Source organism: Leifsonia araucanica (assembly GCF_051161895.1).
Lineage (GTDB): Bacteria > Actinomycetota > Actinomycetes > Actinomycetales > Microbacteriaceae > Leifsonia.
This window is the reverse complement of the sequence record NZ_JBMBTW010000002.1, coordinates 962,516-983,131: the sequence shown is the minus strand read 5'-3', so window position 1 is coordinate 983,131 and position 20,616 is coordinate 962,516. Positions and strand designations below refer to the sequence as shown.

General features: G+C 69.5%; 20 protein-coding genes and 1 tRNA gene. 12 read left to right on the top strand and 9 right to left on the bottom strand.

What is annotated here, in order from left to right; all coding sequences use genetic code 11:
* The first annotated feature begins 54 nt into the window (after positions 1-54).
* Positions 55-2,484 (top strand): phosphoketolase family protein, encoded by a 2,430-nt coding sequence (locus tag ACN6M5_RS04730; protein ID WP_434948709.1) that lies wholly within the window; start codon positions 55-57, stop codon positions 2,482-2,484.
* A gap of 22 nt (positions 2,485-2,506) precedes the next feature.
* Here the strand turns inward: ACN6M5_RS04730 and ACN6M5_RS04725 are convergent, their stop codons facing one another.
* Positions 2,507-3,292 carry an SGNH/GDSL hydrolase family protein gene (locus ACN6M5_RS04725; protein ID WP_434948706.1) on the bottom strand — a complete coding sequence of 262 codons (786 nt, stop codon included), beginning with the start codon at positions 3,290-3,292 and terminating at the stop codon, positions 2,507-2,509.
* Between the two features lie 73 nt (positions 3,293-3,365).
* On the opposite strand from ACN6M5_RS04725, the gene ACN6M5_RS04720 reads away from it, so the two are divergent.
* Positions 3,366-3,839 (top strand): VOC family protein, encoded by a 474-nt coding sequence (locus ACN6M5_RS04720; protein WP_085367698.1) that lies wholly within the window; start codon positions 3,366-3,368, stop codon positions 3,837-3,839.
* A gap of 33 nt (positions 3,840-3,872) precedes the next feature.
* Here ACN6M5_RS04720 and ACN6M5_RS04715 read toward each other — a convergent pair whose 3' ends face one another.
* Positions 3,873-4,805 (bottom strand): hypothetical protein, encoded by a 933-nt coding sequence (locus tag ACN6M5_RS04715; protein ID WP_434948704.1) that lies wholly within the window; start codon positions 4,803-4,805, stop codon positions 3,873-3,875.
* 89 nt (positions 4,806-4,894) lie between these two features.
* On the bottom strand, positions 4,895-5,437 hold the full coding sequence (locus ACN6M5_RS04710; protein ID WP_434948702.1) for a helix-turn-helix domain-containing protein: 543 nt from the start codon (positions 5,435-5,437) through the stop codon (positions 4,895-4,897).
* 75 nt (positions 5,438-5,512) lie between these two features.
* On the opposite strand from ACN6M5_RS04710, the gene ACN6M5_RS04705 reads away from it, so the two are divergent.
* Genes ACN6M5_RS04705 through ACN6M5_RS04695 form a run of 3 tightly spaced genes read left to right on the top strand, consistent with a single transcriptional unit; the run spans position 5,513 to position 7,553 of the window.
* On the top strand, positions 5,513-5,860 hold the full coding sequence (locus tag ACN6M5_RS04705; RefSeq protein ID WP_434948700.1) for a PLD nuclease N-terminal domain-containing protein: 348 nt from the start codon (positions 5,513-5,515) through the stop codon (positions 5,858-5,860).
* Positions 5,857-6,783, top strand: coding sequence for an ABC transporter ATP-binding protein (locus ACN6M5_RS04700; protein WP_434948697.1), 927 nt, complete (start codon positions 5,857-5,859; stop codon positions 6,781-6,783). Before ACN6M5_RS04705 ends, ACN6M5_RS04700 begins: the two co-directional genes overlap by 4 nt.
* Positions 6,783-7,553, top strand: coding sequence for an ABC transporter permease (locus tag ACN6M5_RS04695; protein WP_434948695.1), 771 nt, complete (start codon positions 6,783-6,785; stop codon positions 7,551-7,553). Before ACN6M5_RS04700 ends, ACN6M5_RS04695 begins: the two co-directional genes overlap by 1 nt.
* A gap of 16 nt (positions 7,554-7,569) precedes the next feature.
* On the opposite strand, the gene ACN6M5_RS04690 is transcribed toward ACN6M5_RS04695, so the two are convergent.
* On the bottom strand, positions 7,570-8,112 hold the full coding sequence (locus ACN6M5_RS04690) for a sugar O-acetyltransferase (RefSeq protein WP_085367693.1): 543 nt from the start codon (positions 8,110-8,112) through the stop codon (positions 7,570-7,572).
* A gap of 10 nt (positions 8,113-8,122) precedes the next feature.
* Positions 8,123-9,157: an LLM class flavin-dependent oxidoreductase gene (locus ACN6M5_RS04685; RefSeq protein ID WP_434948694.1), complete on the bottom strand. Its 1,035-nt coding sequence runs from the start codon at positions 9,155-9,157 to the stop codon at positions 8,123-8,125.
* Between the two features lie 52 nt (positions 9,158-9,209).
* Here ACN6M5_RS04685 and ACN6M5_RS04680 point away from each other — a divergent pair, with 52 nt between their 5' ends.
* Positions 9,210-10,019 carry an MBL fold metallo-hydrolase gene (locus ACN6M5_RS04680; RefSeq protein ID WP_434948692.1) on the top strand — a complete coding sequence of 270 codons (810 nt, stop codon included), beginning with the start codon at positions 9,210-9,212 and terminating at the stop codon, positions 10,017-10,019.
* An 8-nt stretch (positions 10,020-10,027) separates the two neighbouring features.
* Here ACN6M5_RS04680 and ACN6M5_RS04675 read toward each other — a convergent pair whose 3' ends face one another.
* On the bottom strand, positions 10,028-10,354 hold the full coding sequence (locus ACN6M5_RS04675; RefSeq protein ID WP_434948690.1) for a thioredoxin family protein: 327 nt from the start codon (positions 10,352-10,354) through the stop codon (positions 10,028-10,030).
* 68 nt (positions 10,355-10,422) lie between these two features.
* Between ACN6M5_RS04675 and ACN6M5_RS04670 the strand changes: the two genes are divergently transcribed.
* Positions 10,423-10,923 (top strand): FBP domain-containing protein, encoded by a 501-nt coding sequence (locus ACN6M5_RS04670; protein ID WP_085367689.1) that lies wholly within the window; start codon positions 10,423-10,425, stop codon positions 10,921-10,923.
* 125 nt (positions 10,924-11,048) lie between these two features.
* On the opposite strand, the gene ACN6M5_RS04665 is transcribed toward ACN6M5_RS04670, so the two are convergent.
* Together ACN6M5_RS04665 and ACN6M5_RS04660 are read right to left on the bottom strand one after the other, a co-directional pair.
* A complete protein-coding gene (locus tag ACN6M5_RS04665; RefSeq protein WP_434948688.1) occupies positions 11,049-13,049 on the bottom strand; it encodes a cell wall-binding repeat-containing protein in 2,001 nt (666 codons plus the stop codon).
* Between the two features lie 127 nt (positions 13,050-13,176).
* Positions 13,177-13,259, bottom strand: a tRNA-Leu gene (locus tag ACN6M5_RS04660).
* A 38-nt stretch (positions 13,260-13,297) separates the two neighbouring features.
* On the opposite strand from ACN6M5_RS04660, the gene ACN6M5_RS04655 reads away from it, so the two are divergent.
* Positions 13,298-13,903: an ANTAR domain-containing response regulator gene (locus ACN6M5_RS04655; RefSeq protein ID WP_055894059.1), complete on the top strand. Its 606-nt coding sequence runs from the start codon at positions 13,298-13,300 to the stop codon at positions 13,901-13,903.
* Between the two features lie 79 nt (positions 13,904-13,982).
* Here the strand turns inward: ACN6M5_RS04655 and ACN6M5_RS04650 are convergent, their stop codons facing one another.
* Positions 13,983-14,387, bottom strand: a complete 405-nt coding sequence (locus ACN6M5_RS04650; RefSeq protein ID WP_085367686.1) for a hotdog fold thioesterase — start codon at positions 14,385-14,387, stop codon at positions 13,983-13,985.
* A 67-nt stretch (positions 14,388-14,454) separates the two neighbouring features.
* Between ACN6M5_RS04650 and polA the strand changes: the two genes are divergently transcribed.
* The 4 genes from polA (at position 14,455) to ACN6M5_RS04630 (ending at position 20,562) form a co-directional block, all read left to right on the top strand.
* Positions 14,455-17,127 carry a DNA polymerase I gene (gene polA, locus ACN6M5_RS04645; RefSeq protein WP_434948685.1) on the top strand — a complete coding sequence of 891 codons (2,673 nt, stop codon included), beginning with the start codon at positions 14,455-14,457 and terminating at the stop codon, positions 17,125-17,127.
* A gap of 147 nt (positions 17,128-17,274) precedes the next feature.
* Complete coding sequence (locus ACN6M5_RS04640) at positions 17,275-18,945, top strand: DUF885 domain-containing protein (protein ID WP_434948684.1); 1,671 nt, start codon at positions 17,275-17,277, stop codon at positions 18,943-18,945.
* 7 nt (positions 18,946-18,952) lie between these two features.
* Complete coding sequence (locus tag ACN6M5_RS04635) at positions 18,953-19,582, top strand: DUF4166 domain-containing protein (protein WP_434948681.1); 630 nt, start codon at positions 18,953-18,955, stop codon at positions 19,580-19,582.
* On the top strand, positions 19,579-20,562 hold the full coding sequence (locus ACN6M5_RS04630; protein ID WP_434948680.1) for an epimerase: 984 nt from the start codon (positions 19,579-19,581) through the stop codon (positions 20,560-20,562). The genes ACN6M5_RS04635 and ACN6M5_RS04630 overlap by 4 nt, the downstream gene beginning before the upstream one ends.
* Positions 20,563-20,616 lie beyond the last annotated feature (54 nt).

Sequence of the window (20,616 nt, the reverse complement as noted above, 5' to 3'; positions counted from 1 at the left end):
CCTGTTGTTCGGAGCGGTCCCCCCGTAGGATGCCGAGCGAGGGGAAGGAATCCTGTGACGACACCGACCACTACGCTCACTCCCGAGACTCTCGACCGATTGGATGCGTGGTGGCGAGCCGCCAACTACCTCTCGGTCGGCCAGATCTACCTGCTGGACAATCCGTTGCTGCGCGAGCCGCTGACCCGCGACCACATCAAGCCGCGGCTGCTCGGCCACTGGGGCACGACGCCCGGCCTGAACTTCATCTACGCGCACCTGAACCGGGTGATCCAGGAGCGCGACCTGGACACGATCTTCGTCGCCGGCCCCGGCCACGGTGGTCCAGGAGTGGTGGCGAGCGCCTACCTCGACGGCACGTACAGCGAGATCTACAGCGCCATCGACAGGAGCACGGACGGGCTGCGCCGCCTGTTCCGGCAGTTCTCGTTCCCCGGCGGCATCCCGAGCCACGCCGCTCCGGAGACGCCGGGGTCGATCCACGAGGGCGGCGAGCTCGGCTACGCGCTCTCGCACGCGTACGGCGCGGCGTTCGACAACCCGGACCTGCTGGTCGCCGCCGTCGTGGGCGACGGGGAGGCGGAGACCGGCCCGCTCGCCACCGCCTGGCACTCGAACAAGTTCCTCGACCCCGTCACCGACGGCGTCGTGCTGCCGATCCTGCACCTCAACGGCTACAAGATCGCCAACCCGACCGTGCTGGCGCGCATCCCGGAGAGCGAGCTGTTCGACCTGATGCGGGGATACGGCCACACGCCGTACCTCGTCTCCGGCGGCTTCGACGGGGAGGACCCGCGCGCCGTGCACGAGCGGATGGCGGAGACGATGGACCGCATCCTGGACCAGATCGCGGGCATCAAGGCCGCCGCCGCGGCGGGTGAGCTGACCGAGCGGCCGGCCTGGCCGATGCTCATCCTGCGCACGCCGAAAGGCTGGACCTGCCCGAAGGAGATCGACGGGCATCCGGCGGAGAACAACTGGCGCTCCCACCAGGTGCCGCTCGCCGACGCCCGCGACACCGAGGCGCACACACGCCTGCTGGAGAGCTGGATGGCGTCGTACCGGCCGGAGGAACTGTTCGACGAGTCGGGAGCCCCGGTCGAGCTCGTCACCGCGCTCGCGCCGGCCGGCGACAGGCGGATGAGCGCCAACCCCGTCGCCAACGGCGGTCTGCTACGGCGCGACCTGCGGCTGCCCGGCTTCCGGGAGTACGCGGTGGATGTTCCGTCGCCGGGCGAGACCGTGGCAGAGGCGACGAAGGTGCTCGGCGAGTGGTTCAGGGACGTGATGGAGGCGAACCCGCGCGACTTCCGCCTGTTCGGGCCGGACGAGACGGCCTCCAACCGGCTGCAGGCCGTCTACGACGTGACCGCCAAGCAGTGGAACGCCGAGTTCTGGCCGATCGACGAGGACAACCACCTCGCCCGCTCCGGACGGGTGATGGAGATGCTCAGCGAGCACCAGTGCCAGGGCTGGCTGGAGGGCTACCTGCTCACCGGCAGGCACGGGGTGGTCAACTCGTACGAGGCGTTCATCCACATCGTCGACTCGATGTTCAACCAGCACGCCAAGTGGCTGAAGTCGTCCAGGGAGATCGAGTGGCGGCGGCCGGTGGCGTCGCTCAACTATCTGCTCAGCTCGCACGTCTGGCGGCAGGACCACAACGGGGCGTCCCACCAGGATCCCGGCTTCATCGATCACGTGGTCAACAAGAAGGCCGACATCGTGCGGGTGTACCTGCCGTTCGACGCGAACACGCTGCTGTCGACGTACGACCACTGCCTGCGCTCCGTCGACTACGTGAACGTGGTGGTCGCCGGCAAGCAGCCGGCGCCGAACTGGCTGACGATGGAGGAGGCGATCGCCCACTGCACCCGCGGCATCGGCATCTTCGACTGGGCGGGCACCGAGGTGGACGGCGATGAACCGGATGTGGTCCTCGGCTGCGCGGGCGACATCCCGACCCTGGAGGTGCTGGCCGCCGCGTCCATCCTGCGGGAGCGCATCCCGTCGCTGAAGGTGCGCGTGGTCAACGTGGTCGACCTGATGCGGCTGCAGAGCGAGGGCGAGCATCCGCACGGCCTCAACGACCACGCGTACAACGCCCTGTTCACCACCGACAAGCCGGTGATCTTCGCCTACCACGGCTACCCGTGGCTGATCCACCGCCTGACCTACCGGCGGTCTGGCCACGACAACCTGCACGTGCGCGGCTACAAGGAGGAGGGCACCACCACGACGCCCTTCGACATGGTGATGCTCAACGACCTGGACCGGTACCACCTGGTGATCGACGTGCTCGACCGGGTGCCGGGCCTCGCCGCCCGCGAGGGTGCGTTCCGCCAGGAGATGCAGGATGCGCGCATCGCCGCCCGCGAGTACACGCGGGCGCACGGCGAGGACATCCCCGAGGTCGCGGAGTGGACCTGGGCGGGCGGCACACGGACGACGCGCTTCGACACGACGGGCGGCGACAACGACTGAGAGCTGAGGACGACCTGCGCGGTCAGAGCGGGGAGGCCGCCGTCGGATCGACGACGGTGAGCTCGGCGATCTTCGCCGCCCGGCCGTCTCCGGAGGAACGGCCGGTGAGCCTGCGGCCGATCCACGGCAGCACGTAGCGGCGGTAGTAGTCCGCGGTGCGGCGGGACCGCTCTCCCGGCGGAGCGGCGGCGACCTCCTCCACGCCCCACTCCGCGGGAACGGGGACGCCGAACGCGGTGAGCACGTTGCTCGCGACGCGCGCGTGGCCGAGCGGGTTGAGGTGCAGGCGGTCCGGCGACCAGTAGCGCAGGCCCCAGAGGGTCTCGTCCGCCCAGTTGTCGACGAAGGTGACGTTCTCGAGCGGGAGGTGGCCGCGCACCGCATCCGCCAGCTCGTTGCCCCGGCGGCGCACCAGGCCGCCCATCGGCAGGTGCGCCGACGGGTTCGCGCCGCTCAGCAACAGCAGGTGGATGCCCTCCGCCGTGACGCGCTTCGCCGCATCCACCAGCTGGGTCGCGACGCCGTCGATGGAGACGCGGGGCCGCATGATGTCGTTGCCTCCGCCGTTCAGGCTGATCAGCTGCGGGTGCTGGGCGATGGCGGGCGGCAGCTGCTCCTCGATCAAGGGGCTCAGCTTGCGCCCCCGGATGGCGAGGTTGGCGTAGCGCACGTCCTCGCCGTCCCTGCCGGCCGCGATGGCCAGCCCCAGCGCGACGAAGTCGGCCCAGCCGCGCGTGCGGCCGTCCGGCAGTTCGTCTCCGACACCCTCTGTGAAACTGTCGCCGACGGCGATATAGCTCGTGAACACATCGCTACGTTACCCGCCCGCTAGTAGCATGGGCGCCAGTTCAGCCAGTGCAGATCGAGCAGAGGAGCCCACGATGTCCCGAGTCAGTCCTTTCCTGTGGTTCGACGACCAGGCGGAGCAGGCGGCGGAGTTCTACGTCTCCGTCATCCCGAACTCGCGGATGCTGGACGTCAGCAGGTTCGCGCCGGATGCGCCCGGTCAGGCGGCCGGGGTGTCCAGGGTGCGGTTCGAACTCGACGGCGTGGAGGTGATGGCGCTGAACGGCGGCCCGATCTTCGCGTTCACGGAGGCGTTCTCGTTCTCGGTGACCGTCGACGACCAGGCGGAGGTCGACCGGCTGTGGGATGCGCTCACCTCCGACGGGGGAGAGCCCGGGCAGTGCGGCTGGTTGAAAGACCGGTGGGGCCTCAGCTGGCAGATCGTGCCGTCCGCCCTGGACGAGCTGCTGAGCGACCCGGACCCGGCGAGGGCGAATCGCGCCGTGCAGGCGATGCTGAGCATGGGCAAGCTGGACATCGCCGCCCTGCGCGCCGCAGCGGACGGCTGAGCGGGCCGGGCCGGGCGGGCGCCGCTACTGCCGCTACTGCGCGATCAGCGCCTGCCAGGCGAGCAGGTGCTCCGCGGTGACCCCGCGGTATCCCGCGATCCCGGAGAGCTGCTGCCGCGCCAGCGCCGTCTGGGCTTCGAGGGCGACGGCGGTGTCGTCGCCGAACGTGTACTGCGGCCCTCCCGCGACGGCGGGCGTGTCCGTCTCGACGCCGACGGTGAACGGCACGGAGCGCGCTGCGGCAGCGGTGGCGGCCGGCTGGGCGAGCGCGACGATCCCGTCGGCTCCCGGCGCGTGATCGGAGAACGCGACGATCGCGACCGTGTCGAGGTGGGGGAGCAGGCTGTCGAACGCCGTGGAGGCTCCGTACGGCTTCGCTTCCAGCCACCAGGGCAGGTCGGCGCCGATCGGCGTGCCGTTCGCGACGGCGGCCGCCGCGTCGAACATCGTGCTCAGCTGCGGCACGATCACGCCGAGGTCGGGTTCGCCTGCCGCAGACGCCCACGGCTCGACGTCGAACTGGATCGCGTCGAAGTCGGCGGTGGCGAGCGCATCGTGGGTCCACTGTGCGGCGAGCTGCGGCTGCCTGGCCCACTCCGGATCCCCGCCGAGCGCGGCGACGGTCGTCACGCCTGCACCGTGCAGCGCCTCGACGGCCTGGGGCAGCCAGGTGGCGAACGCGCCCTCCTGCGGCGCCCACGGCACGGACAGGTAGACGCTGGTCAGGTGATGCTCAGCGGCGAAGGCGGCGAGCGCATCCGGCTGGAACTGCTGCTGGCCGAGGCCACGGGCGTCGGTCGCCGGGTCGATGGGGTTGCCCCACGCCCACACGCTGGTGATCGCGGATGGCGACGAGCCCTCGGAGACGTTGGAGACCGCGTTCGCGGCGGCGGGTGTCAGCACGGCGGCCGCCAGAACGACGAAGCCTGCACCGGCGATGGCCGACCTGATGCCTCGGATACGCACGCACACCCCTCTCCTGTTTCGTCAAGCGAATAAGGCGCTGTCATTTCGGGTGTGCAGCAGTCCCATTGTGGCAGGAGGTGCGGGGGACGTTAACCCTCATTCCGGGGTACATCCTGCGGGATGACCACGCTCGCGAACATCCGGAGCCGCCGGTCGTCGGTCGGGGTGTTTCCGATCCGGGAGGCGAAGACCTGTCCGAGCTCCGCGCCGAGTTCGGCGAACTCGGCGTCGCTCAGCCAGAGCCCGGACATGCTGTACCCGGCGCCGTCGGCAACCAGGTCGGGCGTCCCGGCGGCCAGGTACTCGTCGAACGCGGTGAGGAGGTGGGCGATGTACGCCCGGAACATCGCGGCGTGCTGCTCAGTGCTCAGGGTCGCCAGCTCGTCCGGCGTGACGCGTGCGGCATCCACGCGGAGGGCGAGGGTGCGCTCGACCCCGCCGCGGACCCGCCGCTCGGAGACCACCTCGAGGACGCCCGCGTTACTGAGAAGGGAGACGTGGCGGTAGAGCGTCGCCGTCGGCACGTCGGAGAGCTCCTCGGCGAGTTGAGCGGTCGTGAGCGTCCTGTCGCCGAGGAACGCCTGCACGATGCGCAGCCGCACTGGGTGGAGGAGGAGCTCCGAGCTGTTCATCTGTTCAGTCTAGAGGTTTTGTTCTCGCTCGTGATAATGTTCTCGCATTCGAGAACAATCGTGGAGGGATCGACGGTGCATGTGAATCTGGACATCGGCTCGCTGCCCGTGGCCGTGCTCGTGATCCTGGGCATCGTCCTGGCCGCGCAATTGGTGCTGCTGGTGTGGGCGCTGGTCGATCTGGTGCGGAGGCCGACGGCCGCCGTGGCGTTCGGCAACAAGTGGGTGTGGGTGGCGATCATCGTGCTCGTCAACCTGATCGGGCCCATCCTGTACTTCGTCGTCGGGCGCCTGCGAGTGGCGCAGGAGCAGCCGGTGCTGGCTCCGGTGGCCAGGGTGACGATGGCCGAGGTCGCCGACGCCCTCTACGGCAGGCGAGACGGCACACGGGACGACAGCCGAGACGATGGGGGAGACGCATGAGCGCCGCGCTGGAGCTGGTGGGGCTGACCAAGGAGTTCGGCGGGAAGCGCGCGCTCGACGCCGTGGACCTGAGCGTCGCCGACGGCTCGATCTTCGGCTTCCTCGGTCCGAACGGTGCGGGAAAGACGACGGCGCTGCGCATCGTCACCGGCCTCGCCCGGCCGACCAGCGGGACGGTGCGGGTGCTCGGCCAGGACGTCGCGACGGCGGGCAATGCCGTACGCGCGCAGCTCGGCTTCCTGCCGGATGTTCCCGCCTTCTACGAGTGGATGACGGGGCCGGAGTTCATGCGGTTCGTCGGCGGCCTGTTCGGGCTGGAGCACCGCATCCTGTACCAGCGGACGGCGATGCTGCTCGACATCGCCGGGCTCGCCGGGGTGACCACCAGGATCGGCGGGTACTCGCGAGGGATGAAGCAGCGGCTCGGGATCGCGCAGGCGCTGATCAACGCGCCCCGGCTGCTGCTGCTCGACGAGCCGACGAGCGCCCTCGACCCCATCGGCCGCAAAGACGTGCTCGACATGCTCGACGCGCTGCGCGGCCGGGCGACGATCTTCTTCTCCTCGCACATCCTGGGCGATGTGGAGCGCGTGTGCGACACCGTCGCGATCCTGAACCACGGGCGCGTACTCACCCAGTCGAGCATGCACGAGCTGAAGGAACGCCACAGCGGCCACCGGATCGTGCTCGAGGTCACGGACGGTGCGGATGTGCTGGCCGCCGCCATCACGGCGCAGCCGTGGGCCGCGTCGGTCTCCCGTGGCGGGCACGGCGCCATCGAGGTGCTGGTTGCCGACCAGGATGCCGCACAGCGCGAACTGCCGGCGCTCGTCGCCGCGCAGCACGCTGGGCTGGTGCGGCTGGAGGCGGTCGAACCCGGTCTGGAAGACGTGTTCGTCGAGCTGGTCGGGGAGGTGGCCTGATGCGCTCCGCCCTCGTGTTCGCCCGCAAGGAGGCGTTCGAGATCCTCCGCACCTGGCGCGTCTTCGTGCTCCCGGCCATCCTGCTGCTCTTCGCACTCACCGGTCCACTGCTCGCCAAGTACACTCCGGAGATCCTCGCCGCGGTCGCCGGGAACCAGTTCTCCTCCCTGAAGCTGCCGCCTCCGACCGTGCTCGACGCATACGGCCAGTGGATCAAGAACCTCGGCCAGATCGGGATCTTCGCCCTGGTCATCATCTACGGCGGGATCGTGTCGGGCGAGCGACGCGGCGGCACGGCGATCCTCGTGCTCACCAAGCCGGTGTCGCGGGTGGCGTTCGTGGTGGTGAAGGCCATCGTCAACGCGGTCTACCTCGCGGTGCTGCTGGTGGCCGGCACCCTCGTGACCTGGGCGGTGACCGCCGCCGTGTTCGGCGAGGCTCCGGGAGGCGCGCTGTGGTCGTCGGCGCTGGTCTGGCTGGTGCTCGCGGTGTTCTACCTGGCCGTGATGACCCTGTTCTCGGTGCTCATCCCGTCGGCGGCGGGCGCGGCTGGCGCTGGACTCGGCCTGTTCGCGGTGATCTCGGTGGCCGGCGTGTGGAAGCCGCTCGCCGACTGGTCGCCGGCCGGGCTGCTCGGCCAGGCCACGTCGCTGGCGGCCGGGGCGCCCACGGACGGCGACGCCGTGCTGTGGTCGGTGCTCATCTCGCTGGCCGTCGCCGTGCTGGCGGTGCTGGGCGCTGCCGGGCTGTTCCGGCGGCAGGAGCTGTGACGCGCACGGCGGGCCGCTAGAGGACCTTCCGCACCACCTGGCTGCCCGCCGTGACGACGGTCCGCGGTGCGACGTCCTTCGCGATCACCGCGCCCGCCCCGATCACGGCGCCGTCACCGATGGTCACCCCGGGCGTCACGGTCACGTTCGCGCCGATCCACACCTCTGCGCCGATCACGATGGGCGCGGCCGTGATGCCGTCGTAGCGCTCGGACGGCGCGACGGGATGCCCGGCCGTGCTGAGGGTGACGCCAGGGCCGATCATCGTGCCGTCGCCGATGGTGATGCCGCCGATGTCGTAGAACGAGCAGTTCTGGTTCACGAACACCCGCTCACCCAGGGTGAGCCCGAGTCCGTGGTCGCAGTAGAACGGGGGATAGACGGTCAGCCCGGCGGGGAGCGGGCCGCCGATGATCTCGCTCAGCAGCGCCGCCCGCCCGGACTCGTCCGTGAACGGAAGAGCGTTGAGCCGCGACGTGAGACCGAGCACGGTCTGCACCCGCTCCGTCACAGCCCGCGACTCGGGGGTGCGCCGCGGGATGAGCCGCTCGCCGCTCATCGCCGACCGCTCATCGCCACCCGGCCGCCGGCGCGACGTCCCGCACGATCGACTCCAGGATGCGCGCGTTGAACTCGACGCCCAGCTGGTTCGGCACCGTCACCAGCACCGTGTCCGCCGCCTGCACGGCCTCGTCCGCTGCGAGCTCGGCCGCGATCACGTCCGGTTCGCCGACGAAGCTGCGGCCGAATCGGGCGAGTCCTCCGTCGAGGTGACCGACCTGGTCGCTCGACTCCGCCACGGCGCTCGCGCCGAAGTAGCGGCGGGTCTCGTCGTCGATGATCGGGATGATGCTGCGGCTGACCGAGACGCGGGGCTCGCGCTCGTGACCTGCGTCGCGCCAGGCATCCCGGAACATCCGGATCTGCTCGGCCTGCAGCTGGTCGAACGGCACCCCGGTGTCTTCCGTGAGCAGGGTGGAGCTCATCAGGTTCATGCCCTGCTCGGCCGTCCACACCGCCGTGGCGCGGCTGCCGGCACCCCACCAGATGCGCTCGTCCAGGCCGGGAGAGCGCGGCTCGATGGCGAGCGGCTGCGAGACGCCGGTCATCTGCGGGTTGGACATCGCGATCCCGGCCCCGGCGATCGCGGCGCGGAACACCTCGGTGTGGCGGCGCGCCATGTCGGCGTCGGATTCGTCGTCCGCCGGCACGTAGCCGAACGACTCGTAGCCGTGCAGCGCCGTCTCCGGTGACCCCCTGCTGATGCCCAGCTGCAGTCTCCCGCCGCTGATCAGGTCGGCTGCCGCTGCGGACTCCGCGGCGTAGAGCGGGTTCTCGTAGCGCATGTCGATCACGCCCGTGCCGATCTCGATCGTGCTCGTGCGGGCGCCGATCGCCGCGAGCAGCGGGAACGGAGACGCCAGCTGTCTGGCGAAGTGGTGCACGCGCACGTACGCGCCGTCGACGCCGACCTCCTCGGCGGCGACCGCCAGCTCGATGGTCTGCTGCAGAGCGTCCGCCGCCGTGCGCGACACAGAGCCGGGGATCGGCTGCCAGTGGCCGAAGGAGAGGAATCCGATGCGTTTCACAGTGAACACAATCATGCCCCCGATCCGGGTATTCCGCAGGTCGCCTGCTGCGGCGTATCGTCGCAGGGTGGTCGACTGGTTGTGCGCTGCGTGCGCCGTGGAGTTCCCCGCGGGAGACGAACCTCCCGCTTTGTGCCCGATCTGCGAGGACGAGCGGCAGTACGTGCCGCCCGGCGGGCAGGAGTGGACGTCGCTGCAGGCGCTGCAGCGTGCGGGGGAGCGGGTGACCGTCACCGAGCTCGAGTCCGATCTGTACGCGCTGCGGTCGGAGCCCAAGATCGGCATCGGCCAGCAGAGCATGCTGCTGCGCACGCCCGAGGGCAACCTGCTCTGGGACCCGACGGGCTACGTCGACGAAGCGGCGGCCGCTGCCGTGCAGGATCTCGGCGGCGTCGCGGTCATCGCCACCAGTCACCCGCACATGTTCGGTGCGCAGACCTCCTGGTCCAGGATGCTCGGCGACCCGCCCGTGCTGGTTCACACCGCGGACCGCGACTGGGTGCAGCGGGACGAGCCGAGCATCCGGATCTGGAGCGGAGACGAGGAAGTGCTGCCCGGCGTGACGCTGCGCACGATCGGCGGTCATTTCCCCGGCAGCGCGATCGTGCACTGGGACCGTGGGGTGGTACTCGCCGGCGACACCGTGTTCCCCGGCCCGTCGCAGCGCTGGGTGACGTTCATGCGCAGCTTCCCGAATGCGATCCCGCTGTCGGCCGCCGTCGTGCGACGGACGGCCGACAGGGTCTGCGAACGGCCGTTCGACCGGCTGTACGGCAACCTGGGCAACGTGGTGCCCGTGGATGCCCGCGCGGCCGTGCTGCGCTCGGCCGAGCGCTACATCGGCTGGGTGAGCGGCGCGTTCGACGACCTCACCTGAGCGGAGACCTACGCCAGATAGGGGGCCAGCTCGAACTCGAGCGCCAGCTTCGGCTTCGCCCCGACGATGGTCTTCACCACCTCGCCGTTCTGGAAGACCTTCATCACCGGCAGCGACATCGCACGGTAGGTGGCCGAGGCATGCGGGTTGTCGTCCGCGTTGATCTTCACGATGCTGATGCGGTCGGCGTGCTCGTCGGCGAGCTGTTCCAGGATGGGGCCGAGCGCGCGGCATGGGCCGCACCACTCCGCCCAGAACTCGACGATGGTGGTTCCGGATGCGGCGAGCACGGCATCCGGGAATGTGGCGTCTGTGACGGCGTTGACTGTTGTCATGCGGCGAGGCTAGACCGTGACCTCTGGGTCAGGGTCAAGCTGTGCGAGCATGGAATCCGGAGGTGCGCATGGAGACACTGACCCAGGAGCAGATCCGGGAGTCGTTCGTCAACTGTTCGAGGAGCGAGGCGGCCGAGCTGCCGTTGCCGCCCGGCATGCACGAGGTGGACTGGTCGAGGCGGGAGTACCTCGGCTGGCGCGACCCGCGCATCCCGCAGCGCGGCTATGTGGTGGTGCCGACCGAGAACGGCCCGGTGGGCATCGTGCTGCGCGCCTCCGACGCGTCGATGCGGTCGCACGCACCATCGATGTGCGGCTGGTGCCAGGATGTGCACGCCACCCGCGACGTGTACCTCTACGTGGCCAGGAGGGCCGGCCAGGCCGGTCGCAACGGCGACACGGTGGGCACGATGCTGTGCGGCGGCTTCGAGTGCAGCGAGAACGTGCGGAGGACGCCGCCTCCCGCGTACGTCGGTTTCGACGCGGACACGGTGGTCGCCGACAGGATCGCCGGGCTCGCCGAGCGGGCACGGCGCTTCGCGGCGACGGTCGTCGGCGCCCGCATCTGACGCATCGCCGTCGCGGCCACTGGACCGGGCCGGTGACTCCGGGCCGGGCACGGAAACGCCGGACCCTGGCGCGCCGCCGGAACATCCGGATGCGCGCTCAGAGCCCGGCGTGACCGGACGGAGCCCTACTTCACCACGTAGCCGTTCAGCGCTGCGGCGACCGAAGCGCTGACGGCAGCCGAACCGCCGAGGATGACGATCTTCTTCGGCTTCAGGCGGGTCAGCTCAGCGGCGATCGACTGCGGGATGGCCGTCGACTGGGTGAGCAGCACCGGCGCGTTCGCGATCCCCGCGACCGGAGCCCCGGAGAGCGCGTCGGGGAAGTTCGTCCCGACCGCGATGTACGCGGCGGCGACGCCTGGCGCGAAGTTCGCCTGGGACACCTTCGCGCTGGTGATGTACCGATCGTCCCCGGAGATGCGCGTGACGGAGCCGGATGTGTACGACTTCAGCGCCGCCTCGACGGACGTGTTGATCGCGTCCGTCCCGCCGAGCACCACGATCTTGCCCGGACGCAGCCGCTGCAGCTCGCCCGCGACACTGGGCGGGATGCTCACACTCGTCACGAGCAGGAGCGGCCCGCTGTGCGCGGAGCCCGCGGCGACGGAGGCTCCGGTGAGGGCATCCGGGAAGTTCATCCCTGTCGCGATGTACGCGACGGACGGATTCGCCCCGAAGGCGCTCTTCGACACGGCGACGCTGGTCTCGAACCGGTCGGAGCCCGCCAGCCTGGTGACCCCGCCGGACGTGTATGCGCGGAGCGCGGACACGGTGCCGTCCGAGATCGCCGTCGGACCGCCGAGCACCACGATGCGTGCGGGTCTCAGGCGTTTGAGTTCCGTCGCGATCACGTCGGGGACGCCGTACGGCTGCACGAGCAGCACGGGTCCGCGCTGTTTACCTGCAGCAGGGCCGCCGGCCAACGCGTCCGCATAGTTGTATCCGGACGCCACGTACGCCACGGGGACGCCGGGGGAGAAGGTGGACGAGAGGGCCGCGCTCGTGCCGAACGCGTCAGCGCCCGCGAGACGGTTGCCGAGCGCGAACGCCTGCAGGTCCTTCAGCGAGCCGTTGAACACATCCTGGTCTCCGGGGAACGGCCCGACGCCGTTCGCGAACTGCCAGATCGTGTACGAGCCCCATCCCGGCGGAAGCGGAGGGGTGCTGATGTTGGAGTAGTTGGCGACGAACAGCGGGTACGCGCCGAAGGCCGCGCTCCCGCCCGTGCACAGGTTCCACCAGTTGGTGTTCGTGTAGATGGCGGGCGCGATGCCGGTCATCGCCGTGACGGTGTTCACGAAGTCGGCGACCCAGGCGACCATCTGCGGAGCGCTCAGGCCCCAGCACGTGTTGCTGCCGCCGTACGGGTTGAACTCGATGTCGAGCAGCGGGGGCAGGGTGCGGCCGTCCGCCGACCAGCCTCCGCCGTTCTGCACGAAGAAGCGCGCCTGCGCGGCGCCCGACGAGGTGTTCGGCGTGGCGAAGTGGTACGCGCCGCGGATGATGCCGACGTTGTACGCGCCGCTGTACTGCGTGGAGAACTGACTGCTCTTGTAGTCGAGGTCCTCCGTCGCCTTGATGTACGCGAAGCGTCCGCCGTCCGCCCAGACCTGGTTCCAGTTGATGTTGGTCTGCCAGCCGCTGACGTCCAGACCGCGGACGCCGGGCGGGAACGTGGTGGCCGCAGCGCTGAAGGTGCGCGCCTGGCTTCCCGCGTCGTTGCCCGCCGCCGCGTCGGCGGCAGCACCGCTGAGCGAGAACGTCGAACCCATCGAGTGGTTGCGGGCTGCGTTCATCTCCGCGAGGGCGGGATCGGCCGCGACGGTCGAACCGGGCGCTGTTGCGGGTGCTGGCGCTGCGGGCGCGCTCGCATCCGGGGCTGCGGCCGGTGGAGTGGCGGGTGCCGCATCCGATGTGGGTGCCGGTGTCGGCTGCGCGGTCGGAGCAGCGGTTGGTGCCGCCTCCGAACCGGCTGCGGGAGCCGGCGGAGACGTGGATGTGCTGGACGGTGACGGCGACGGCTCTTGCGCCGCCGTGGCGGGGAGCTGAGCTCCAGCCACGACGAGACCGACCGTCGTCACGAGTGTGAAGGTCGTGGCAAGGCCGACCCTGAGCCTGGAACGCATGGTTGTTTCTCCCCTGACCGCCTGTCGGTGCGGTCCCAGGCAGACTAGTTGAGGTTCGGCCGATGCACAGCCCTACGCGCGGGCTGTCCCCACATCCGGGGGTGCGTTTCCGGGGGCCAGGTCATTGTGCCGGTGGTGGGACTCGAACCCACACGCCCTCTCGGACAAAGCATTTTGAGTGCTCCGCGTCTGCCATTCCGCCACACCGGCGCACAACAACACCTGAACAATACCGTAGGCTTTTGTCCGTGACTGACCAGGAAGCTACACCCACCGCACCACGGCGCGTCGTCGTCGCCGAAGACGAATCCCTCATCCGGCTCGACATCGTCGAGATCCTCCGTGACAACGGATTCGAGGTCGTCGGAGAGGCCGGAGACGGCGAGACCGCCGTCGCGCTGGCCACCGAGCTGCGTCCCGACCTGGTGATCATGGACGTCAAGATGCCCCAGCTCGACGGCATCTCCGCGGCCGAGCGCCTCTCGAAGGGCCACATCGCCCCCGTCGTCCTCCTCACCGCGTTCAGCCAGAAGGAGCTCGTGGAGCGCGCGACGGAGGCGGGAGCCCTCGCATACGTCGTCAAGCCGTTCACGCCGAACGACCTGCTGCCCGCCATCGAGATCGCTCTCGCGCGCTACGCCCAGATCATCGCCCTCGAAGCCGAGGTGTCCGACATGGTCGAGCGCTTCGAGACCCGCAAGCTCGTCGACCGCGCGAAGGGCCTCCTCAACGAGAAGATGGGCCTCACCGAGCCCGAGGCGTTCCGCTGGATCCAGAAGGCGTCGATGGACCGCCGCCTCACCATGCACGACGTCGCCCAGGCGATCATCGAGCAGCTCGCTCCGAAGAAGTAGAGCAGAGCCCAGAACGTTCAGAAGCGCGGCCCGGAACATCCGGGGCCGCGCTTCTGCGTTCGTGCAGGGGATCCTGGCGTCAGCGATCCTTGATCAGGTTCGTGATCCGGATGGTCGAGCAGCGGCGGCCCTGCTCGTCGGTGACCGCGATCTCGTGCGTCGTCAGCGTCCGCCCCAGGTGGATGGGGGTGCACACGCCCGTCACATAGCCGCTCGTCGCCGAGCGGGTGTGCGTCGCGTTGATCTCGATGCCCACCGCGAGCCGGTCGGCGCCGGCGTGCAGGTTGGCGGACATCGAGCCGAGGGACTCGCCGAGCACCACGTACGCGCCGCCGTGCAGGAGGTCGGCCGGCTGCTGGTTGCCCTCGACGGGCATCCTGGCCACGGCCCGTTCGATGGTGAATTCGAGGATCTCGATCCCCATCTTCTCGGCCAGTTTGCCGAGTCCCCTCTGGTTCACGTATGCGAGCGCGTCCTCGGTCATCGGCGGCCTTTCTCACCTTCGTCTGTCCGGTCGTCTGGGTGTCACAGGTGCCTTGTAGGCTGTCCTGGTGTCAGACTCCGAAAAGCCTACCCTCCTGATCATCGACGGCCATTCGCTGGCATTCCGCGCCTTCTACGCGCTCCCGGTGGACAGCTTCGTCAACCGCGAAGGCCAGCACACGAACGCCATCCACGGCTTCATCGCGATGCTCATCAACCTGCTCTCCCAGCAGCGTCCGACCCACATCGCCGTGGCGTTCGACATCTCGCGATACTCCTTCCGCACACGGGAGTACCCGGAGTACAAGGGCACCCGCGGCGAGACGCCGTCCGAGTTCGTCGGGCAGATCCCGCTGCTCGAAGAGGCGCTGCACGCGATGAACATCACGACCATCGCCAAGGAGGACTACGAGGCAGACGACATCCTGGCCACGCTCTCCGCGCAGGGGGCCGAGCAGGGCTACCGGGTGCTCATCGTGTCCGGCGACCGCGACACCATCCAGCTGGTCAACGACGACGTCACGCTGCTCTACCCGAACGTCCGCGGCGTCTCGGAGCTGAAGGTCTACGACCCCGCCGCCGTGCGCGAGCGCTACGGCATCGAGCCGCACCAGTATCCGGAGATCGCCGCTCTCGTCGGCGAGACCAGCGACAACCTCATCGGCATCGACAAGGTGGGGGAGAAGACGGCGGTCAAGTGGGTGCAGCAGTACGGCACCGTCGAGAACCTCCTCGCCCACGCCGACGAGATCAAGGGCGTCGTCGGGCAGAACCTGCGCGACCAGCAGGAGAACGCGCTCCGCAACCGCCGCCTCAACAAGCTCCTGACCGACGTCGACCTGCCCGTCGGCCCCGCCGACCTCGAGCGCCGCCCGCTCAACGAGAACGCCGTGCGCGACATCTTCGCCAAGCTGCAGTTCAAGACCCTGCTCGACCGGCTGCTCAAGACCGCGGCGGAGGAGGGCCAGCTGGACGGCGCATCCGGAGCGAGCGCGGCGATCGAGACCGGCGCCATCGCCATCCCGCCGGTGCGCACGATGGTCGACGAGGAGCTCGCGAACTGGCTGGCCAAGGCGTCCGCGGACGGGAACGCCGTCGGCGTGCAGGTGGAGCTCGGCCCGGCCGGCGTCACCGGATTCGGGCTCGCCGCCGACGACGACACGGTGTATGTGCCGTGGGCAGCCGGCCGCAAGGACTACGACGCCCTCGAGGAATGGTTCGCGAGCAGTGCGCCCAAGTATTTCTTCCGCGCCAAGCCGCAGTTCAAGGCGATGAGCCGCGCCGGACTGATCGTGGACGGGCTCGCCTTCGACACGAGCATCGCATCCTGGCTGGTGCGTCCGGGCGCTGCCGCCCAGTCGCTCGCCGAGCAGGTGTACGAGGTGCTCGGCGAGACGCTGCCGGTGTCCGACCCCAACCAGCTGGTCGCGCTCACGGATGCGGTGAGCCCGGCAACCGAGGCCTGGTACATGCGGAGGGTCGCCGAGGCGCAGATGATCGCGCTCGACGAGGGCACGCGCGCCGTGCTCGATGACATCGAGCTGCCGCTCGTCGCCGTGCTCGCCGAGATGGAGCTCACCGGTGTCAGCATCGACAGCGAGGTGCTCGCGCGCCTCCGCGGCGAGCTGACGGACAAAGCCAACGATTACGCCGCCCGCGCATACGCGGAGATCGGTCGCGAGGTCAATCTCGGTTCGCCCAAGCAGCTGCAGCAGGTGCTCTTCGACGACCTGCAAATGCCGAAGACGCGCTCCACCAAGACCGGATACTCCACCGACGCCGCGTCGCTGGCCGACCTGCAGGAGAAGAACCCGCACCCCTTCCTCGGCCTGCTGCTGCAGCACCGGGATGCGACGAAGCTCAAGCAGATCGTCGAGACGCTCGAGCGCGCCGTCGAGCCGGATGGGCGCATCCACACCACCTACGACCAGACGGGCACGAGCACCGGCCGCATCTCGTCCAACGACCCCAACCTGCAGAACATCCCGGTCCGCACCGAGGAGGGCAGGGAGATCCGCTCCGCCATCCGCAGCGGCGAGGGGTTCGAGACGCTGCTGACCGCCGACTACTCACAGATCGAGATGCGCATCATGGCGCACCTCTCCGAAGATCCCGGCCTCATCGAGGCGTTCAACGCGGGGGAAGACCTGCACCGGTTCGTCGGCGCCCGCATCTTCGGCGTCGCGCCGGAGGAGGTCACCTCCACGATGCGGTCGAAGGTCAAGGCGATGTCGTACGGCCTCGCATACGGGCTGAGCGCGTTCGGGCTGTCGAAGCAGCTGCGCATCGAGACGTCCGAGGCGCGCCAGCTGATGACGGACTACTTCGAGCGGTTCGGCAACGTGCGCGACTATCTGCGCAACGTCGTCGAGCAGGCCCGCGTCGACGGGTACACCGAGACGATCTTCGGACGCCGCCGCCCGTTCGCCGACCTCACGAGCACCAACAGGGTGCTGCGCGAGAACGCGGAGCGCGCTGCGCTGAACGCGCCCATCCAGGGCTCGGCTGCCGATGTCATGAAGATCGCGATGCTCGGCATCGCGGGCGACCTGATCGACCAGAAGCTCGAATCCCGGATGCTGCTGCAGGTGCACGACGAACTGATCTTCGAGGTCGCGAGCGGCGAGTGGGCCGCGCTGGAGGGCATCGTCCGCAACCGGATGGCGCACGCCGCCGACCTCCGCGTGCCGCTCGACGTGCAGGTCGGCCGCGGTCCCAACTGGGACGCGGCGGCCCACTGACCCTGCGGCTCCCGCCCCTCCTGCCCGCCTCCGGCGGCCCGGCGAGATGCCAGTAACTGTCGCGAATCCCGGGCGTTTCGCGACAGTTCCTGGCATCTCGCGGATCGGGCATGGTGAGGAGGCGGGGTGCCGCAATAGGGTCGAGGTATGACAGAAGAGAACCGCACACCCACTCCGGTCGACACGATCGCCGAGGAGTGGGTGGACACCCAGCTCGAGTTGTATCCGGAGTTCCACGTCTGGCTCGGCCGCCCAGGCCGGGAGGGCGAGTACGCCGACTATTCGCCGGCCGGTGCCGAGCAGGCCGTCGGCAAGGTCAGGGAGACCCTGGCCAAGATCCAGGCCGCAGAGCCCGTCGACGACATCGACAGGGTCACCAAGATGGACCTCACGCGCGACCTGCAGCTCACCGTCGAGAAGCACGAGGCCGGTTTCAACCAGCGCGACCTCAACGTGATCGCCTCTCCGGCCCAGGAGCTGCGCGACATCTTCGACCTCGTCCCCACCGACACGGAAGACGACTGGGCCAACGTCGCGAAGCGGCTGCACAATCTGCCCGCCGCGATGGACGGCTACATCGAGACCCTGCGCAGCGGGATCGCGAGCGGGAACGTCCCGGCCATCCGGCAGGTGCGCGAGGTGCTCGCGCAGGCGAACAAGCAGGTGGCGGACACCGGCTTCTTCTTCGAGTTCACCGCGGGCGCGAAGGCTGGAGACGCCGAACTCCCCGCATCCCTGTCCGCCGACCTGGCAGCAGGCGCCAAGGAGTCGGCAGCGGCATACGCCAAGCTGGCCGGCTTCCTGAAGGACGAGCTCGCGCAGCACGCCCCTGAGAAGGATGCGGTGGGCCGCGAGCTCTACGCCCTCGCCTCGCGCAGCTTCCTCGGCGCCACGGTCGACCTCGACGAGACCTACGAGTGGGGCATCGAAGAACTCGCCCGCATGGTCGCGGAGCAGGAGTCGATCGCGCGCGAGATCAAGCCGGGAGCGACCGTCGCGGAGGCCATCGAGTTCCTCGACGGCGACGCCAGCCGCAAACTGCACGGCACGGACGCCCTGCAGCGCTGGATGCAGGAGACCAGCGACCGCGCCATCGAGGAGCTCGGCACGTCGCACTTCGACATCCCTATGGAGATCCGCAGGCTCGAGTGCATGATCGCGCCGACCCAGGAAGGCGGCATCTACTACACCGGCCCGAGCGACGACTTCGCCCGCGCAGGCCGGATGTGGTGGAGCGTCCCGGAGGGCGTCACCGAGTTCGACACCTGGCGCGAACTGACCACGGTCTACCACGAGGGCGTCCCAGGACACCACCTCCAGATCGCGCAGGCCACCTACAACAAGGCGCAGCTCAACTCCTGGCGCCGCATCGCCGGCACGTCGGGCCACGCGGAGGGCTGGGCCCTGTATGCGGAGCGCCTGATGGAGCAGCTCGGCTACCTCGACGACCCGGCCGACAGGCTCGGGATGCTCGACGGCCAGCGGATGCGCGCCGCACGCGTCGTGCTCGACATCGGCGTGCACCTCGAGAAGCAGCTGCCGGACGGCTCGGGCCCGTGGACGGGGGAGTACGCCTTCCAGTTCCTCGGCGAGAACGTGAACATGAACGACGGCTTCGTGCGCTTCGAGGTGAACCGCTACCTCGGCTGGCCCGGCCAGGCGCCGTCGTACAAGATCGGTCAGCGCATCTGGGAGCAGCTGCGCGACGAGTACGCGCGTCGCGAGGGGGCGTCCTTCGACATCAAGGCGTTCCACAAGAAGGCGCTCGACATCGGCGGTGTCGGCCTCGACACCCTGAAGTCGGCCCTGCTCGACTGAGCACCGGATGGCGACCTCGCCGTACCGGGTCGTCCTCGGTGACGCCTTCGACGGCCTGCATCCGCGGCTGAAGGCGTACTTCGACGGCATCCCGGAGGGTGGTCACGGCTTCGGCCGGGGCGTGTTCGACACGGTCGGCACGCCCCGGCGCTGGCTGTGGCCGGCCCTGGCGGTGCTCGCCAGGGCGCACGTCGTGTTCCCCGTGTGGGAACGCGACGTGCCGTTCACGGTGTGGAATGCGCCCGGCGTGACGGCCGGCGACGTCCCGTCCGTGCGGGCGACGCGGCTCTTCCTGCTCGCCTCCGGGCGACGGGCGATGGTCGACGAGATCACCGTCGAGGGCGGCGTCATCGTGGACACGCTCGGCCGTCCCGCCCGCGTGTCGGCGCACTTCGACGCTGCGGTGGTCGACGGCGGGCTGACGCTCACGTCCACCAGGGTGGCCTTCCTGCTCGGGAGGGCGCGCATCCCGGTGCCGCGGCTGGTTGCTCCACGGGTGCAGCTCACCGAGCGCTACGACGACGAACGGGATGCTCAGCTCGTCTCGATCAGGCTCGACCTGCCGGGCGTCGGTAGGCTCTACGAATACGCGGGGACGTTCCGCTATCAGATCGAACAGGGGGAGCGGGACGCGTGAGCCACCGCATCGTCATCGCCGGGGCATCCGGATTCATCGGCCAGTACCTGACGGAGGCGTTCCGCGCATCCGGGGCCGTCGTGCAGACCATCGGACGCAGAGGCGCTGATGCCACCTGGGCCGACCAGGACAGCATCCGGCGGGTGGTGGACGGCGCCGACCTGGTCGTCAACCTGGCCGGCAAGAGCGTCAACTGCCGCTACACGGACGCCAACCGCGCCGAGGTGTTCCGCTCCCGGCTCGACACCACCAGGGCCATCGGCGACGCGATCGCCGCGAGCGACAGCCCTCCTCCGCTCTGGATCAACTCGTCCACTGCCACCATCTACCGTCACGCGGAGGACCGCGCGATGACCGAGCGCGGCGGTGAACTCGGCACGGGATTCTCGGTGAACGTCGCCACGGCGTGGGAGAGGGCGTTCTTCGAGCGAGACCTGCCGTACACCCGCCGCGTCGCGCTGCGGATGGCCATCGTACTCGGCGACGGGAGCGCGCTCGCCCCGCTGATCAGGCTCGCGCAGTTCGGGCTCGGCGGCCCGCAGGTCGACGGGCCGTGGTTCGCGACGGCCGCGCGCAGGAATGCAGGCACCTTCCACGAGTTCCGCGCCCGCGGAGGGCGGCAGCGGTTCAGCTGGGTGCACATCCGGGACGTGCTGGGTGTCATCGAGTTCGTGCGCGCGCATCCGGAGCTCGACGGCGTTGTCAACGTGTCGTCGCCGAACCCCACCGACAACCGCACCTTCATGGCCACGCTGCGCCGCGTCCTGGGAGTGCCGTTCGGGTTCCCGGCATACCGGTGGATGCTCGAGGTCGGCTCGATCGCGATCCGCACCGAGACCGAACTCGTGCTGAAAAGCCGCTGGGTCGTGCCGGAACGGCTGCTCGAAGCCGGCTACGAATTCGCTCAACCGGACCTCGAGCCGGCACTCGCCGAGATCGTCGCCGCCCGCGGCTTGCCGCCCACCGCATTACACAGCTAGACTGGACTGTCACATTTGTGGCACCTCTATCCGCCTGCCGTTCGCGGAACAAAA